The sequence below is a fragment of the Acinetobacter sp. genome, from assembly GCF_041919735.1.
Taxonomy (GTDB): Bacteria; Pseudomonadota; Gammaproteobacteria; order Pseudomonadales; family Moraxellaceae; genus Acinetobacter.
In genome coordinates this window covers 21,553-36,839 of the sequence record NZ_JAYRTF010000021.1, presented here as the reverse complement: position 1 = coordinate 36,839, position 15,287 = coordinate 21,553, and the positions used below count along the sequence as shown (strand labels likewise).

Genomic DNA, 15,287 nt, shown 5'->3' with positions numbered 1-15,287 from the left:
GCAGGCTGGCTTTATTCAGTTTCCAGCTGGCAGTTGATCATCCATTGAATGCCGAATTGATCTGTAAAAGCGCCGTACAGCGCGCCCCAGAAGGTTTTATCCAGCGGCATTTTTATTGAGCCGCCTTTCGACAGCGCATCAAACAGTGTTTGGGCCTGATGTTGTTCACTCGGGTCTAAGTTAATGGAAATATAATGATTATTGCCGGCAGTAAAGGGGCGGTTGGTCTGCGCGCAGAATTGCTCACTCACATCAGAGGCCATGAGGATGGTGCATTCATTGATCGGCAGGGAGATATGCATAATCTTCTGCTTGTCTGCATCGGATAGCGCACCGCCTTCTTGAGCAGGCATGTCGCCATAGCGCATCAATGCTAAAAATTCTCCGCCAAATACCGATTGATAAAAGCGGAAGGCAGCTTCGGTATCGCCTTTAAAATTCAGATAATGATTGAGCTGCATGGTGATTGTCCATTTTTTTTATTGATTCATTTTTAATTTTATAGCGCTTTTCTGAACTTTAAATGATGCATCTATTAAAAAATGTAAGCATAAAAAATCCCTCAACAGAGGGATTTTCAGTCTCCCTCCTTTATTCAAGGAGGGGCTGGGGGAGGATTTAAGAATAACCCCTCTAAATCTCCCTTCGGTAAGGGGGATTGCAAAGCATTAAAGCAATTCAACCGCTACAGCAGTCGCTTCACCGCCGCCGATGCACAGCGCCGCGATACCGCGTTTGCCGCCAGTGCGTTTCAGCGCATGGATCAGGGTCAGGATAATGCGTGAACCGGTCGAACCTACAGGATGGCCCAATGCGCAAGCGCCGCCATTGATGTTGACTTTTTCTGCATCCAGCTTGAATTCATCCATTGGACACATGGTGACCATCGCAAAGGCTTCGTTGATTTCCCAAAGGTCGACATCTTGCGCGTTCCAGCCAGTTTGATTCAGCACTTTTTGGATTGCGCCCACTGGAGCAATGGTGAATTCTGAAGGATGCTGCGAGTTTGAAGCATAAGCCACAATTTTCGCTAAAGGCGCTAAGCCTTTGGCTGCCGCATGCTCAGCAGAGGTTAAAACCAAAGCCGATGCGCCGTCAGAAATGGAGCTGGCATTGGCTGCTGTAATGGTGCCGTCTTTGGCAAAGGCAGGACGCAGCGTCGGAATTTTGTCGATGTTGGCGTTAAACGGCTGTTCATCTTTATCGACAACCACATCGCCTTTGCGGCTTGAAACAGTAACAGGCACAATTTCATCAGCAAAGTAGCCTTCAGTAATCGCAGTTTGCGCGCGCTTCAGGGAACGGATCGCAAAGTTATCCATTTGCTCCCGGGTATAGTCTTTGGTATTGGCCATATCTTGCGCAAAAGAACCCATCAGGCGGCCTGTTTCAGCATCTTCAAGGCCATCCAGGAACATGTGGTCTTTCACATCGCCATGGCCCATGCGGTAGCCCGCGCGTGCTTTGGTTAATACATAAGGCGCATTGGTCATTGACTCCATGCCGCCGGCAATGGCAACGTGCGCAGAGCCTGCTTTGATCATATCCGCCGCCTGCATTACTGCCTTCATGCCTGAGCCGCAAAGCTTGTTGATGGTGACTGCGCCAGTCGAATCTGGCAGGCCTGCCTGACGCATGGCTTGGCGCGCCGGACCTTGCTTTAAGCCAGCTGGAAGCACACAGCCCATAATGACTTCTTCGACATCGGAAGGCTGCAAGCCTGAACGCGAAATGGCTTCTTTGATGGCGGCTGCACCCAGCTCCGGTGCCGTTAAGCCTGCAAGGCTGCCTTGGAATCCGCCCATTGCGGTGCGTGCGCCATTTACAATTACGATGTCGGTCATAGTCCTTTCTCCACAATTTTTTTAATTAAAAAATATCCTAGCCTGAGCAGTATATTGAAAAAAAATGAGGAATAAAGCGCATAAGTGTCAAGTAATAAAACCCATGAGTTCTAGCATGCGCTGATCTTTTCGAGGCGCAGATGCCCCATGCGGCTTAGATTCAGCTTTTGATGCGGCTGGTCAGTGAGCGAGCAATAATAGAAACCGCCGTTGGAGCCGTTCGGCAAACCGGTTGAGGCTTGAAAGGTCAAGCTGGGAATGCTGAGCGTGCCTTTCCAATCCAGCGTGCCGTATTGCAGGTCTAAACGCTCCGTTTGCAGAATCTTCTCACCCGCATCAACGGTACGGTTTTTATTAAGATCGATAAATACAATGAAGCCGCGGCTCCACTGAGAAGATTGACATTGGCTCAAGCTGCTGCTGGGGCAAATGACAATATTGGCATGATGCAATAACGCTGAGTTTTTAGCGGATTGATTGGCGTGGCCAAGCTTGGCCATAGTTTGCATAACTTCTTGTTTAGCCATGTATTGCTGAAAAGAGGGAACGGCAAATACGGCAAGAATGGCAATGATCAAAATGACAGCGATGAGCTCAATCAGTGTAAAGCCATTTTTTATATGAAAAAGCATAAGATTAAACCTATTGTTATATATTGTTTTTATAAGAATCGTGATATTAGTTAATTGTTTTAATGCGTTCTTAAGCCATGCAGTTAATTTTATTACTCAAGTTTTGATAAAACTGCTAAAATAAGGGCAAGTGACAATAGGCTATTCGCAAGAATAAATTGAGTAAAAAATTACCGAATTACAACGGAAATTGTAAGTAATTTTGTCAATAATTTACTTGATTAAATTAATCAAGCACTTGGAAAAATAAAAAAGTGTTTGTATGATTCAGCGTGAATAGCTTAAAAATAAAACTGGGGTATTTAGAAAGCCTATCTCAGGATAGCCAAATTTAGGCTTAAGCTTGAACAACAATTTTTATCTCTGGAGGATAAATCCATGAAAATGAGTCGTATTGCATTGGCAATGCTCGTAGCAGCTCCTTTAGCTGCTGCAAACGCAGGCGTAACTGTTACTCCATTAATGCTTGGTTACACTTTCCAAGACACTCAGCACAACAACAGCCGCGGTAACTTAACGAACGGCGGTCAAGAGCTTCAAGACGATTTATTCGTTGGCGCTGCGCTTGGTGTGGAATTAACTCCATGGTTAGGCTTTGAAGCGGAATACAACCAAGTAAAAGGTGATTCTGATCTTGTTGGTGGTGGCAGTGCTGACTATAAACAAACTCAAATCAACGGTAACTTCTATGCTACTTCTGATTTGATCACTAAAAACTATGACAGCAAAATCAAGCCATATGTATTGTTAGGTGCTGGTCACTACAAATATGAATTGGATTCTTTAGCTGGTCGTGATGCTCGCGGTTATGACGAAGAAGGTACTTTGGGTAACGCTGGTATCGGTGCTTTCTGGCGCTTAAACGATGCTTTGTCTCTACGTACTGAAGCTCGCGCGACTTACAACATCGACGAAGATTTCTGGAACTATACTGCGCTTGCAGGCCTTAACGTAGTTCTTGGCGGTCACTTGAAACCAGCTGCTCCAGTTGTTGAAGTTGCTCCTGTAGCTCCAGCTCCTGTAGCTCCAGCTCCACAAGAGTTGACTGAAGACCTGAACATGGAACTTCGTGTGTTCTTTGATACAAACAAATCAAACATCAAAGATCAATACAAGCCAGAAATTGCTAAAGTTGCTGAGAAGTTAGTTGAATATCCAAACGCTACTGCTCGCATCGAAGGCCACACAGATAACACTGGTCCACGTGCATTGAACGAACGTTTATCATTGGCTCGTGCTAACTCTGTTAAATCTTCACTTGTAAATGAATACAATGTAGATCCAGCTCGTTTGTCTACTCAAGGTTTCGCTTGGGATCAACCGATTGCTGACAACAACACTAAAGAAGGCCGTGCTATGAACCGTCGTGTATTCGCGACTATTTCTGGCAGCCGTACAGTTGTTGTAGAAGGTCAACAAGCTCAATAATTTATTATTGAACTGATCTAAAAAAAGCAGCCGCAAGGTTGCTTTTTTTATGGATTTTTTTATCCGGCAGGCTGGGATTAAGTTTGATTTAGATCATGTTTTAGGCATTTATTGGAAAAATTATCGTTGGCTATTAGCGGATAGTGAATCCGCTTGGGACATGATTGCAAATTTTTCATAGACTAAATGATTGTTCAGCTTTTTTGCATTGCATTGGGAGGCCAAGCGGTTTTAAGCAAGCTTGTAAATCTAATGCAGGAAATAGGCTCAAGCAGGATTTGAAATCTATTCTGTCGTGATTAAGGTTTACATCTGCAAGGAAAAAATCTTTGCTTTCAGACGGATGTATTGCCGATTCTGTAACTGTCCATTTTGGCTTGATCTTATCAAGCATCAAAAAAACACAGGCAGTCAATTTTATGAGGCTATTTTAGGACCTTGCTGGTGAGAGTAATCGTTCTGTGTATATGGGATAGATGAGCCGGAAGGAAGTATGCTTTTGGCCGATTTAAGATTGATCCCCATCATATCATTTGCAGTAGTGTGAGTTAGACAGGATGTACTGTCAAGCTTTGGCAATTGTCATGAACGGCTTTAAAATTTTCTGCTGTGAATCGCTTTTTATCTGCAGAATATGATATGGCTAGCTTTGTATTGATTGAATTGAAACAGTTGAATTAAGCTGAAGCTTTCAATCCAAGCATCTAAATAGCATATGCATCAATTGGGTATTGAAGTGAAAAATAAAAAAACAGCCCGGAGGCTGTTTTTTATATTGGTTTCATTCAGTCACGGTTTGGGTTCATCGGCTGAACATCCATGTCCTGATACGATACCAGTTTGGTTTTGTATTTCCATTTATAGCCGAGCCAAATGGCCAAAAATAAGAAAATGCCGATATAGGTCGACAATACGGCCAAGAAATCACCGTCCAGAACTGCCTGATAGTTTTGACCCAACACTACAATTGAGCAGAGAATAAAGGCAAACCATGGCGCAAAAGGGAAGAATTTCGCACGGTAAGCAAGATTTTCAATCTTGTAGCCTTGCGCGATATAGCCTTTGCGGAAGCGGTAATGCGATACCGCGATTCCGAGCCAGACGATGAAGCCGCACATGCCCGACATGTTGAGCAGCCAGTTGAACACCACTTGTTCGCCGATGAAAGTAGTTAAGAAGCACAGCGCTGCAATGGCGGTGGTGGCATAGAGCGCATTCATTGGAACGCCGCGTGCATCCAATTTAGAGAAGAATTTCGGCGCGCTGCCATTTCTCGCCATATTGAACAGCATGCGGGTAGATGAATACATGCCTGAGTTTCCTGCAGACAAAATGGCCGTCAAGATGACCGCATTCATTACACCGGCAGCAAAAGCAAAACCTGCTTTTTCATATAGCAGCGTAAATGGAGACAGCGCGATATTTTCACTGGATGCCGCTTGCAATAAGCGCGGATCATCATAGGAAATCAGTGTGCCGATGATGAAAATACACACCACATAGAACAAAAGGATGCGCCAGAAAATCTGCTTGATGGCGATCGGAATGGTCTTTTGCGGATCTTTGGATTCACCCGCAGCCACACCGACCATTTCCGTGCCTTGGAAAGAGAAACCGGCAATCATCGCCACGCCGATCAAGGCAGACAGGCCGCCCACAAAAGGCGCCTCGCCTTTGGTCCAGTTCGCAAACACTTCGGTACCCGGCGTCATCATGATCTTGACAATCATAAAGATGCCGATGGCAATAAAGATGATGATGGCCAGCACTTTAACGAGCGAGAAGAAAAACTCACTTTCACCAAAGCCCCTGACGGACAGCGCATTAATGCCAAAGACGACCGCAAGGAAGAGGGCGCTCCAGTAGAAGCCTGGAATATCGGGGAACCAAAACTTCATGATGAACTGGACGGCGACCAATTCAAAGGCGACGGTAATGGCCCAGTTGTACCAGTAGTTCCAGCCCAGCGCGAAACCGAAGCCGCCTTCGACATATTTGGTGCCGTAGGTAAAGAATGCGCCGGACGTCGGGTTATGCGTTGCGAGTTCGCCAAGGCTGGTCATGAGGAAGTAAATCATCACGCCAATTAAGCAGTATGCCAATAAAGCGCCGCCTGGACCCGCATTGGCAATGGTTGCGCCTGAGGCCAGAAAGAGGCCGGTACCGATAGAACCGCCGATTGCGATCATATTCAGATGGCGGGCGCCGAGCTTGCGCTGCAGGTGCTCCGGTTGAGTGGTTTCGCTCATCGTTGTTCCTTAAGATTTTTTTTGAGTGCTGGCGAAGAGCACTTTGAAGCCTTGCTGATCAGCCTTTGTGATGCACTGACCAAAACTTTGCTCAATTAAAACGGGATAATTTAAAAAACGGTTTGCAACAATCCATAATTCACCGCCTGATTTTAAATGGCGCCGCGAGGTCTTGCACAAATTTTCACTGGCATTGTAATCGGTATAGATGCCTTGATGGAATGGGGGATTGCTGACTATGGCATGCAAGAACAGCGGAGCGTCTTCAATGCCGCTGACAGCTTTGATCTCAAGCTGTTCTGGCAAAAGGTTATTTTTATCAAAAGTCAGCTGTGTAGAAGCCAAAGCAAAAGCATCCACATCTAAGGCGAAAATCCGGTTTTTAGGATTCAGCTTGGCCAAATAAGCGCTGATGACCCCCGCACCGCAGCCAAAATCAGCAATTTTGCCGGATGTGACGTGCGATAAATACGGCAGCAGCACAGCCGTGCCGACATCCAGTTTGCTCTGGCTGAATACGCCCGGCAGGGCGCAAATGCTGAGGCTGCCGTTTGGTGTTTCAATTGAATATTCCTGCACCCAGCTTTGCAGTGTGCGCTGTTCAGGGCAGACATTGCTGGTCAGCTGCCACATTTGGCAATGGCGCGCGCTGTCCAGTTTAATAGCGCTGCCATAAGGCTGCAGCTGTTTGGCCGCGCGTTCGACGCCGCCTTTTTTCTCACCGACCAGAAACACCGATGAACCTGTTTTTAAACGGCTCAGCACATTGTGCAGCACATAATTCAGCAGTTCTTTAGACTTCGGCACAAAGATGACTGCCTGATCAAAATCTGCGTCAGGCAAGCCTGTGCCGAAATGGATATTGGCCTGCAGGTTCTGGAAATACAGGAATTCGTTATAATTCCAGGTCCAGAATTGCGCATTGACCGCTTCAGGCATTTGGCTGTGCAGCTCATCGCAAGGCGCGTTGATCAGCAGCACATTGCCTTTGAGATAGTCCTGCTGCCGAAGAACAACTTCACTTCTTGGATCCATAGTTCATTACTCCTAAGTAAAAACGAAGCCCAGGCAAGGCTGGGCAGCGTACATACTGAAATGAAATTATTTCTTCGTTTCAGGAAGAATGATATTTAAAAGCAAGGCTGCAATGCCGCCTGTCGCTACGCCAGAACTGAAAATATTGCGGAACAGTTCAGGCAGATGTTCAAGGATTTGCGGCACTTGCGCAACGCCCAATCCCAAAGCCAAAGAAATGGCAATAATCAGCAAAGCGCGGCGGTCTAAAAGAATGCCGGACAGAATGTTAATGCCGGATGCCGCAACAGCGCCAAACATCACCATCACAGCGCCGCCGAGTACGGCTTGCGGCACCGCTTGAATGACGCCAGCAACGGCAGGCAGCAGGCCTAAAATCACTAACAGCGCAGCAATCCAAATGCCGACATAGCGGCTGGCTACGCCTGTCAATTGAATCACACCATTATTTTGCGCAAATACAGAGCTTGGGAAGGTGTTGAAAATACCGGCAAGCAAAGAGTTGGCGCCATTCACCAAAACACCGCCTTTAATGCGCTGCATCCACTCAGGGCCGTCTACAGGCTGATTGGACAGCTTAGAGGTTGCGGTAATGTCGCCAATCGCTTCCAAAGACGTCACCAGGTAGATGAATGCCATCGGGATGAATAAGCTCCAAGAGAAGCTTAAGCCAAAATGCATCGGTGTTGGAATTTGCACCAGCGGTGCATCTTTTAAGCCGGAAAAATCCAAGTGGCCCATAAAGCCTGCGAGCGCATAGCCCGCAAGCAGGGCAATTAAGATTGCAGAGCTTTTTACCCAAGTAATGCGGACACGGTTGAGGATGATAATCAGCGCTAACACCGTGCATGACATAATCAGGTTGTCGGCATTGGCAAAGGTTTTATCGCCCATGGCCTGATAGCCGCCGCCCATGCTGATTAAGCCTTCTTTAATTAGCGTCAGGCCAATCAGCAGCACCACGATGCCAGTGACCAGCGGGGTAATCAGCTTTTTCACCCACGGCAGAATGCGCGAAACACCCATTTCAATAAATGAACCGGCAATCACCACACCAAAAATCGAAGCCATGACAGCCTCTACAGGCGTACCTGCTGCAACCATAGCGGAACCAATACCAATGATGGGGCCGATAAAGTTGAAGCTGGTGCCTTGAACAATCAGCAGACCTGCGCCAAATGGGCCGACTTTTTTACATTGCAGAAAGGTTGCGATACCCGAGATCACCAATGACATGGATAAAATCATGTTGGTGTCTTCTTTGGAAACGCCCAAGGCTAAACAGATCAGCAAGCCCGGCGTGACAATCGGCACAATGATGGCCAGCAAATGCTGAAAGGCCGCGAGAAATGCAATTAAAGGTTTCGGTCGGTCATTCAGTTCATAGACTAAATCAAGTTGATCTTTGGGGGAGGGAGATTGATCTAAATCAGACATGTTCAAAGCAAAATAAGGCAAGGTGGCGCTATTCTAATCTGATTACACAGCTTTACAAAATTAATTACCGAAGATCTGGGAGAAAACAGACGGATATAGTGCTGAATCTGGCGCATTATAATGTTGAACGCAGATTGCTTTTGTGCTTGAGAATTTTCCTATTGTTATGATTTATATATTTTTTACACCATTGAGATTCACTTGATCAAGAATATCAATCCATCCGCAAGTGCGCAGTTATTTTTATTTGGGGGGAAGGGAGTGTTCATGCGTGCATAGAAATGCGCAGCGTAAAATAAATTGCGCTGATTTTAAGAGGGAGCCTTTTAACTCTTCACACTTCAGGATGAAAAATGTGCAAATTTACCCATCTCGCTCTTTTGGGCAGCTGAAAAATTAGCCAGTCGAAAGCTTTGAAGGTGTCTGCACCCGCAGCATTCAGATGATTGGGGATGCGCAAACTGAAGCGGATGAATTTTGCTGCAAGCGGGATGTATTTGAGCATAAAGGCACTCTGGCCTGAACTTTCCAGATGCAGATTTTCATCATTGCTGCCGGAACAGCCGTATTTAACGCTTCTTTTTGAGGGTGTGGGTCATTTTAAAGAGCAGCTGAGGGCGCTAAAAAACAAAATAAAATGAGCTGAAATGATAATAATCATCAGGTTTTTGAGGACTAAGAAAAAAAATCGATATTGTCAATAAAGTGTCACTATAAAAACTTAGTATTTTTCTGTATAATTTGCCCTCAAATTTAAAGCGTATCGAATTTACATGTCAGATATTAAAACTCTCCGTAATATTGCCATCATCGCGCACGTCGACCATGGTAAAACGACTCTAGTCGACAAACTTTTACAACAATCAGGTGCTTTGGGTGAACGCGCGGGTGAGATCGAGCGTGTTATGGATTCAGGCGCTATTGAAAGCGAACGCGGTATTACCATTCTTGCAAAAAACACTGCAATCAAATGGTTAGATAAGCGTACTGATACTGAATACCGTATCAACATCGTGGACACCCCGGGACACGCCGACTTCGGCGGTGAAGTTGAACGTGTAATGTCGATGGTTGACTGCGTACTGCTTCTGGTTGACTCACAAGAAGGCCCTATGCCGCAAACTCGTTTCGTAACGCAAAAAGCGTTCGCGCGCGGTTTGAAGCCAATCGTGATCATCAACAAAGTCGACAAGCCGAACGCGCGTCCTGACTGGGTTATCGATCAAGTATTCGATCTTTTCGACAACCTTGGCGGTACTGACGAACAGTTAGACTTCCCAGTCGTTTATGCTTCAGGCCTTCGCGGTGTGGCTGGTCCATCTCCAGAAGAATTGGCTGAAGACATGACACCATTGTTCCAAACAATCGTGGATATCGTTGAACCGCCAGCAGTTGACGTTGATGGTCCATTCCAAATGCAAGTGTCTTCACTTGACTATAACAGCTTCGTTGGCGTAATCGGTGTAGGCCGCATTCAGCGCGGTTCTGTTAAGTTGAACACACCTGTGACTGTCATCGATAAAGAAGGTAAAACACGTAACGGCCGTATCTTAAAAATCATGGGTTACCATGGTCTTGAGCGTATTGATATTGATTCAGCATCTGCAGGTGACATCGTTTGTGTAACTGGTATGGAGGAACTTCATATCTCTGACACAATTTGCGATCCAAAAGCAGTTGAAGCGTTACCGCCATTGTCTGTCGATGAACCGACAGTGTCGATGACTTTCCAAGTCAACAACTCGCCGTTTGCGGGTAAAGAAGGTAAATTCGTAACTTCACGCAACATCCGTGAACGTCTTGACCGCGAATTGATCCACAACGTAGCGCTTCGTGTTGAAGATACTGACAGTCCTGACCGTTTCAAAGTATCAGGCCGCGGTGAGCTTCACCTTTCAGTATTGATTGAAAACATGCGCCGTGAAGGCTTCGAGATGGGTGTATCTCGTCCGCAAGTAATCTTGAAAGAGATTGACGGCGAAATGCAAGAACCATACGAAAACGTTACTTTTGACGTTGAAGATCAGCACCAAGGTGCGGTAATGGAACAAATGGGCCACCGTAAAGGCGAAATGACCAATATGGAAGTTGACGGCAAAGGCCGTATCCGTATTGAAGCAACTGTTCCTTCACGCGGCTTGATTGGTTTCCGTTCTGAATTCATGACGATGACTTCTGGTACAGGCATCATGACTTCAAGCTTCTCGCACTACGGTCCGATGAAACAAGGCACTGTAGCGAAACGTCAAAACGGTGTGCTGATTTCTATGGTTCAAGGCACTTGCTTGGGCTATGCACTGTTCACGCTTCAAGACCGCGGCCGTCTATTCGCTAAACCGCAGCTGGAAGTTTATGAAGGCATGATCGTAGGTATTAACTCACGTTCAGACGACATGACTGTGAACCCGACTAAAGCGAAACAGTTAACTAACGTACGTGCTTCTGGTACGGATGATGCGTTGACGCTAGTGCCTAACATCGAATTTACGCTTGAACAAGCGCTTGAATTCATTGAAGATGATGAGCTAGTTGAAGTAACACCGAAATCAATCCGTATCCGTAAGCGTTACTTGACTGAGAACGAACGTAAACGTAACCGTTCTGGTAAATAAGATTGAACATGCTGTTGCTCCTGATGGGGCAACATCATTTAAAAATGTCATCAAGTGATTGATGACATTTTTTTTGTTTCAAATTAGCAAAGCGATGTATAAAAGCAGATGATTTCTGAGTAAATTACAAGGAATTAATGATGCTTATATATTATAATTTGTGATGTATATCACCAAAATATTTTAATAAACAATATAGTTACGAACATTCGCTGGAGATTTAGATGAGTATTATTCAAGAATTTAAAGAATTTGCCGTAAAAGGCAATGTGATGGACTTGGCTGTCGGTGTGATCATCGGCGGTGCGTTCGGTAAAATTATTGACTCAATGGTGAAAGACATCATCATGCCTTTTATCTCGTGGATTTTAGGCGGTGACGTTGATTATTCCAATTGGTTCTTGGTATTGGGCGACAACCCGAATAATGTAACGACCTTAAAAGCGGCGCAAGATGCAGGTTTGAACGTCTTAGCTTATGGTAGCTTCCTGACCATTTTAATTAACTTCCTGTTATTGGCATGGGTGGTATTCTTGCTGGTGAAAGTGATGAATAAAATGCGCCGTCAGCAGCCTGCGGAGCCTGAAGCGCCAGCAGCTACGCCAGAAGATATTGAATTGCTTCGTGAAATTCGTGATGAGTTGAAACGTAAAGGTTAATTCATGCATTCATAGAACGGCGCTTGATGCGCCGTTTTTTATTCTGAATTTTGTTGAGGCGTCATTTTCATAAACTTAGGTTCTGATGTCGAAAAAACAATGCCATTTCGAATGCCTGTAAAGACTTCAGCTTCTTCTTCAGGTGATTCGGGTGCGCAGGCTTGTTGACCTAATATAAATAAGACCAAAGGGTGATTTTTAGATAATTTGCTAATCTGTTGTATCGCATCATACCATTTTGATTCATCGTTACGATCCCCATCTAAATCCAGTGCCAACTGGACTTCACCATGAGGGTTCATCTCTTGATCATCATATAATGCTTGAATAAGTGCATGCTTTTGTTCACCTCGAATGATCGTAAAATCTGTTGTATCGACAGTGCCGAGACGAAAATAATTGTAATAGCCCAATGGAATGTCCTTTTATTTATTATTAAACAGGGTTGATTTACAGCAAGAATATCTGGTCGCCATGATTTATATTATATGATTGGAAACGACCAGCCAATGTTCTGAACGATTGAAAAAAATACTGGGATTATGTGCTTTAATATGAAAAGCACATATTCAAGAGATACCCGTTATCGCATGTTCAGCGTGAGTGCCATGTTACATCCGAAACTTAATTTCCAATAAATGCCAACCGAATTGGCTTTTGATGGGGCCATGCAGTTCACGTTCAGGCAGGGTAAAAACCGCCTTATCAATCGGGCCGACTAGCTGGCCTTTTTTAATTTCGCCGAGTTCGCCGCCTTTTTTGCCCGAAGGGCAAGTTGAATGCTGCTTGGCGATTTTTGCAAAGTCAGCGCCGCCTTTAATTTTCTTTTTCAGCTGTTCGCACAGCTCTTTGTCTTTCACTAAAATATGACGGACGATTGCGGATTTCATGCTTTCTGACCTTTTAAAACTTTTTGCTGTTTGATTTTAACTTTTTTAAGGGCTGACACTCAGGACAAAACACTGAAGCACGTTGCCCCAGTTTAATATTCTCTAAGGCAGTTTCACAGTTGATGCACATTTCACCGGCACGGCCGTAGGCGAGTAAGGTTTGTTGAAAATAACCATTTTCACCCATGGCATTTGAGTAATCACGCAGCGTTGAACCGCCTAAATCAATCGCTTGTTTTAAAATACGTTTGATTTCAATGACCAGCTTTTCTACTTGTGCTGGATTTAAATCTTTGGCTGGCTGTGCAGGATGAATACCTAAATTGAATAAGCTTTCTGTCGCGTAAATATTGCCTACGCCTACGACAATATGATTATCCATTATGGCGACTTTAATGGCTGTATTTTTATTTTTCAGTTTTTGTATTAAATACGCGGCAGTGAAGGTATCACTTAGAGGTTCTGGGCCAAGCGTATCGATCAGTTTAGTTTGTGAGTATGTATCCAGCCATAAGATGCAGCCAAAACGCCGCGGATCATGGTAACGCAGCTGTATATCTTCAAATTGAATAATTAAATGGTCATGTTTGCGAAGCTCCTCATGCGCTTCGCACAAACGGAAACTGCCTGACATGCCTAAATGCCAAAGCATGGTGTCTTGTTCAAACTCTGCCAAAATATATTTAGAGCGGCGTGTTAATTTGACCAGACGTTGGCCGGCAAGTTTTTGCAGATCATTTGGAATTGGCCAGCGCAGACTAGACTGACGCACTTCAACATGCTTTACCGCCTGATTGAGCAAGGGCATTAAACTGGTTTTGGTGGTTTCGACTTCTGGTAATTCAGGCATTCGGTGAGCAATACTGTGATGATGGCTTTTAATATCGGGCTGAACGCTGTGAATTGCAAGTCATCTGGCTCAATCAGCGTATGCTGCCAAGACAGGAAAAAATTGCAGTCATATCTGCCTGCCGAAGATTTTTAGGCGCATATGGCGGTTTTCTGAAAATTACAGGAGAATATTTATAAGATTTTGATAGTTATAGTAATTAATTATAAATTTTGAAATAAAAGTTATTAAAACCTATAGAGTGATAACTAAAAGTTTAATGAATGATAAAAATTATGCAGATAAAAACATTTAATAATTATGTAATTATTCATGTATTGAATTTCAATTGATTGAATTGAAAGCATTTCGTTATCAGATTCAGGTTTTTCCCATGAACAAGATTCATCTTGCCCTATTGCCAGCATTTTTAATGGCCGCTACCACCCAAACACAAGCGGCCGAACAGCCGTTTGATCTGAAAGGCCAGTATATGCTGGGGGATTGGAACGGCAAGCGGACTGAATTGGCGCAGCAAGGTGTGAAATTTGAAGCCAATATTGCTGCCGATGCGGCGTATCTTGCAGCTGGCGGACGAAATCCAGATCATTCCGCCACCGTGGCCAGCCAGCTTTGGCTGGGGACTGCGCTGGATATGGAAAAATTGGCAGGCTGGGATGGCGTGACAGTGCGCGCGGTGATGACTGCGCGCCAAGGCCAAAGCACGACTTTAGATGATTTGCAGGACCCATCTGCGCCGCAGTGGGCCAATGTGCAGGGGAATTACGGCCGCGGCAATCAAAAAAGCCGCTTGTCAGAACTGTCGATCGAAAAGAACTTTAAGGAACAAGGCATCAGCATTAAAGCCGGCCGTTTAGGCTTAGGCATGGACTTTAACGTGATGGGCTGTGATTTCCAAAGCAATGCCTTTTGCGCTGCGCAAATGGGCAAATGGCAAGGCAATATCTGGATGAATACACCAGTGGCGCAATGGGGCGGCCGTGTGAAATATCAGGCGACACCTGAATTGGCTGCACAGGTGGGTGTGTATGAATACAACCCTGAAAATGCATTGGAACGCCATGGCTGGAATTTAGATACAGAGAATGCCGATGGCGTAACCATTCCTGTAGAAATGATTTGGACGCCTAAAGCCTTGGTAAATGGCCTGCCGGGCAGCTACCGTGTCGGCGGCATGTACAATACGGCAGATGATGTTAAAAATCAGAAAGACATTCAAACAGGCGAGCAGCAAGACCGCACTTTTGCCGGCTGGCTGGCCGTGGAGCAGCAGCTGACTTCCGCAGGCGCGGGCAAGCAGGGGCTGCATGGCTTCGCCAACTTTACGTGGCATGACCGCGTGACCAACAAAGTGGATAATTCACAGCAAATCGGCCTGAAATATGTCGGCTTGTCTGCAGCGCTGCCAAATGACTATGTTGGCTTCGGTGTGAACCGTGTGCATGTGAATGAGCGTTTTGCTGAAGGCAAAGCGCAATATGACGCGCATGCGGAATACAACATTGAGCTGAATTACAGCTACAACCCGGCTAAATGGCTGATGCTGCGCCCGAATTTACAATATGTGGTTAACCCTGGCGCGACAAACAAGGTTGATGATGCTTTCTTAATTGGTTTAAGCTCTAAAGTAATCTTCTAATGAACTGAGCAA

Annotated in this window: 14 protein-coding genes; 5 read left to right on the top strand and 9 right to left on the bottom strand. The window is 45.2% G+C overall.

Features of this window, described 5'->3' with window-relative positions; translation table 11 throughout:
* Positions 1-11: 11 nt before the first annotated feature.
* The 3 genes from ACE3T3_RS12355 to ACE3T3_RS12345 all read right to left on the bottom strand — a co-directional run bounded on the left by ACE3T3_RS12355 (position 12) and on the right by ACE3T3_RS12345 (position 2,476).
* Positions 12-461 carry a VOC family protein gene (locus ACE3T3_RS12355; RefSeq protein ID WP_374667356.1) on the bottom strand — a complete coding sequence of 150 codons (450 nt, stop codon included), beginning with the start codon at positions 459-461 and terminating at the stop codon, positions 12-14.
* A gap of 207 nt (positions 462-668) precedes the next feature.
* On the bottom strand, positions 669-1,844 hold the full coding sequence (locus ACE3T3_RS12350; protein WP_374667354.1) for an acetyl-CoA C-acyltransferase: 1,176 nt from the start codon (positions 1,842-1,844) through the stop codon (positions 669-671).
* Between the two features lie 110 nt (positions 1,845-1,954).
* Positions 1,955-2,476, bottom strand: coding sequence for a GspH/FimT family protein (locus tag ACE3T3_RS12345; RefSeq protein ID WP_374667353.1), 522 nt, complete (start codon positions 2,474-2,476; stop codon positions 1,955-1,957).
* Positions 2,477-2,854: 378 nt separating this feature from the next.
* Between ACE3T3_RS12345 and omp38 the strand changes: the two genes are divergently transcribed.
* Positions 2,855-3,904 carry an outer membrane protein Omp38 gene (omp38, locus tag ACE3T3_RS12340; protein ID WP_374667351.1) on the top strand — a complete coding sequence of 350 codons (1,050 nt, stop codon included), beginning with the start codon at positions 2,855-2,857 and terminating at the stop codon, positions 3,902-3,904.
* A 785-nt stretch (positions 3,905-4,689) separates the two neighbouring features.
* Here the strand turns inward: omp38 and ACE3T3_RS12335 are convergent.
* The 3 genes from ACE3T3_RS12335 to ACE3T3_RS12325 form a co-directional block, all read right to left on the bottom strand.
* Positions 4,690-6,153, bottom strand: a complete 1,464-nt coding sequence (locus ACE3T3_RS12335) for an amino acid permease (protein WP_374667349.1) — start codon at positions 6,151-6,153, stop codon at positions 4,690-4,692.
* A 9-nt stretch (positions 6,154-6,162) separates the two neighbouring features.
* A complete protein-coding gene (locus tag ACE3T3_RS12330) occupies positions 6,163-7,188 on the bottom strand; it encodes a methyltransferase (protein ID WP_374667347.1) in 1,026 nt (341 codons plus the stop codon).
* 66 nt (positions 7,189-7,254) lie between these two features.
* On the bottom strand, positions 7,255-8,625 hold the full coding sequence (locus ACE3T3_RS12325; RefSeq protein WP_374667345.1) for a uracil-xanthine permease family protein: 1,371 nt from the start codon (positions 8,623-8,625) through the stop codon (positions 7,255-7,257).
* A gap of 452 nt (positions 8,626-9,077) precedes the next feature.
* On the opposite strand from ACE3T3_RS12325, the gene ACE3T3_RS12320 reads away from it, so the two are divergent.
* From ACE3T3_RS12320 to mscL, 3 genes are all read left to right on the top strand, one after another.
* Positions 9,078-9,266: a hypothetical protein gene (locus ACE3T3_RS12320; protein WP_374667343.1), complete on the top strand. Its 189-nt coding sequence runs from the start codon at positions 9,078-9,080 to the stop codon at positions 9,264-9,266.
* 132 nt (positions 9,267-9,398) lie between these two features.
* The gene (gene typA, locus ACE3T3_RS12315) at positions 9,399-11,237 is read left to right on the top strand and encodes a translational GTPase TypA (RefSeq protein WP_374667341.1); all 1,839 of its coding nucleotides are present in this window, start codon (positions 9,399-9,401) and stop codon (positions 11,235-11,237) included.
* Positions 11,238-11,461: 224 nt separating this feature from the next.
* On the top strand, positions 11,462-11,896 hold the full coding sequence (gene mscL / locus ACE3T3_RS12310; RefSeq protein ID WP_374667339.1) for a large conductance mechanosensitive channel protein MscL: 435 nt from the start codon (positions 11,462-11,464) through the stop codon (positions 11,894-11,896).
* A 38-nt stretch (positions 11,897-11,934) separates the two neighbouring features.
* Here mscL and ACE3T3_RS12305 read toward each other — a convergent pair whose 3' ends face one another.
* From ACE3T3_RS12305 to mutM, 3 genes are all read right to left on the bottom strand, one after another.
* The gene (locus ACE3T3_RS12305; RefSeq protein ID WP_374667337.1) at positions 11,935-12,309 is read right to left on the bottom strand and encodes a hypothetical protein; all 375 of its coding nucleotides are present in this window, start codon (positions 12,307-12,309) and stop codon (positions 11,935-11,937) included.
* 198 nt (positions 12,310-12,507) lie between these two features.
* Positions 12,508-12,786, bottom strand: coding sequence for a peptidylprolyl isomerase (locus ACE3T3_RS12300; RefSeq protein WP_374667335.1), 279 nt, complete (start codon positions 12,784-12,786; stop codon positions 12,508-12,510).
* Between the two features lie 13 nt (positions 12,787-12,799).
* The gene (gene mutM, locus ACE3T3_RS12295) at positions 12,800-13,636 is read right to left on the bottom strand and encodes a bifunctional DNA-formamidopyrimidine glycosylase/DNA-(apurinic or apyrimidinic site) lyase (RefSeq protein ID WP_374667333.1); all 837 of its coding nucleotides are present in this window, start codon (positions 13,634-13,636) and stop codon (positions 12,800-12,802) included.
* A 373-nt stretch (positions 13,637-14,009) separates the two neighbouring features.
* Here mutM and ACE3T3_RS12290 point away from each other — a divergent pair, with 373 nt between their 5' ends.
* Positions 14,010-15,275, top strand: coding sequence for a carbohydrate porin (locus tag ACE3T3_RS12290; RefSeq protein WP_374667331.1), 1,266 nt, complete (start codon positions 14,010-14,012; stop codon positions 15,273-15,275).
* The last annotated feature ends 12 nt before the right edge of the window (positions 15,276-15,287 follow it).

Bases quoted from the DNA above. Each gene is read 5' to 3' on its own strand.
- ACE3T3_RS12355 (WP_374667356.1), bottom strand. From the start codon at position 461: ATGCAGCTCAATCATTATCTGAATTTTAAAGGCGATACCGAAGCTGCC.
- ACE3T3_RS12330 (WP_374667347.1), bottom strand. From the start codon at position 7,188: ATGGATCCAAGAAGTGAAGTTGTTCTTCGGCAGCAGGACTATCTCAAA.
- ACE3T3_RS12350 (WP_374667354.1), bottom strand. From the start codon at position 1,844: ATGACCGACATCGTAATTGTAAATGGCGCACGCACCGCAATGGGCGGA.
- ACE3T3_RS12290 (WP_374667331.1), top strand. From the start codon at position 14,010: ATGAACAAGATTCATCTTGCCCTATTGCCAGCATTTTTAATGGCCGCT.
- ACE3T3_RS12345 (WP_374667353.1), bottom strand. From the start codon at position 2,476: ATGCTTTTTCATATAAAAAATGGCTTTACACTGATTGAGCTCATCGCT.
- ACE3T3_RS12335 (WP_374667349.1), bottom strand. From the start codon at position 6,153: ATGAGCGAAACCACTCAACCGGAGCACCTGCAGCGCAAGCTCGGCGCC.
- mscL (WP_374667339.1), top strand. From the start codon at position 11,462: ATGAGTATTATTCAAGAATTTAAAGAATTTGCCGTAAAAGGCAATGTG.
- ACE3T3_RS12300 (WP_374667335.1), bottom strand. From the start codon at position 12,786: ATGAAATCCGCAATCGTCCGTCATATTTTAGTGAAAGACAAAGAGCTG.
- typA (WP_374667341.1), top strand. From the start codon at position 9,399: ATGTCAGATATTAAAACTCTCCGTAATATTGCCATCATCGCGCACGTC.
- ACE3T3_RS12325 (WP_374667345.1), bottom strand. From the start codon at position 8,625: ATGTCTGATTTAGATCAATCTCCCTCCCCCAAAGATCAACTTGATTTA.
- ACE3T3_RS12320 (WP_374667343.1), top strand. From the start codon at position 9,078: ATGCGCAAACTGAAGCGGATGAATTTTGCTGCAAGCGGGATGTATTTG.
- omp38 (WP_374667351.1), top strand. From the start codon at position 2,855: ATGAAAATGAGTCGTATTGCATTGGCAATGCTCGTAGCAGCTCCTTTA.
- mutM (WP_374667333.1), bottom strand. From the start codon at position 13,636: ATGCCTGAATTACCAGAAGTCGAAACCACCAAAACCAGTTTAATGCCC.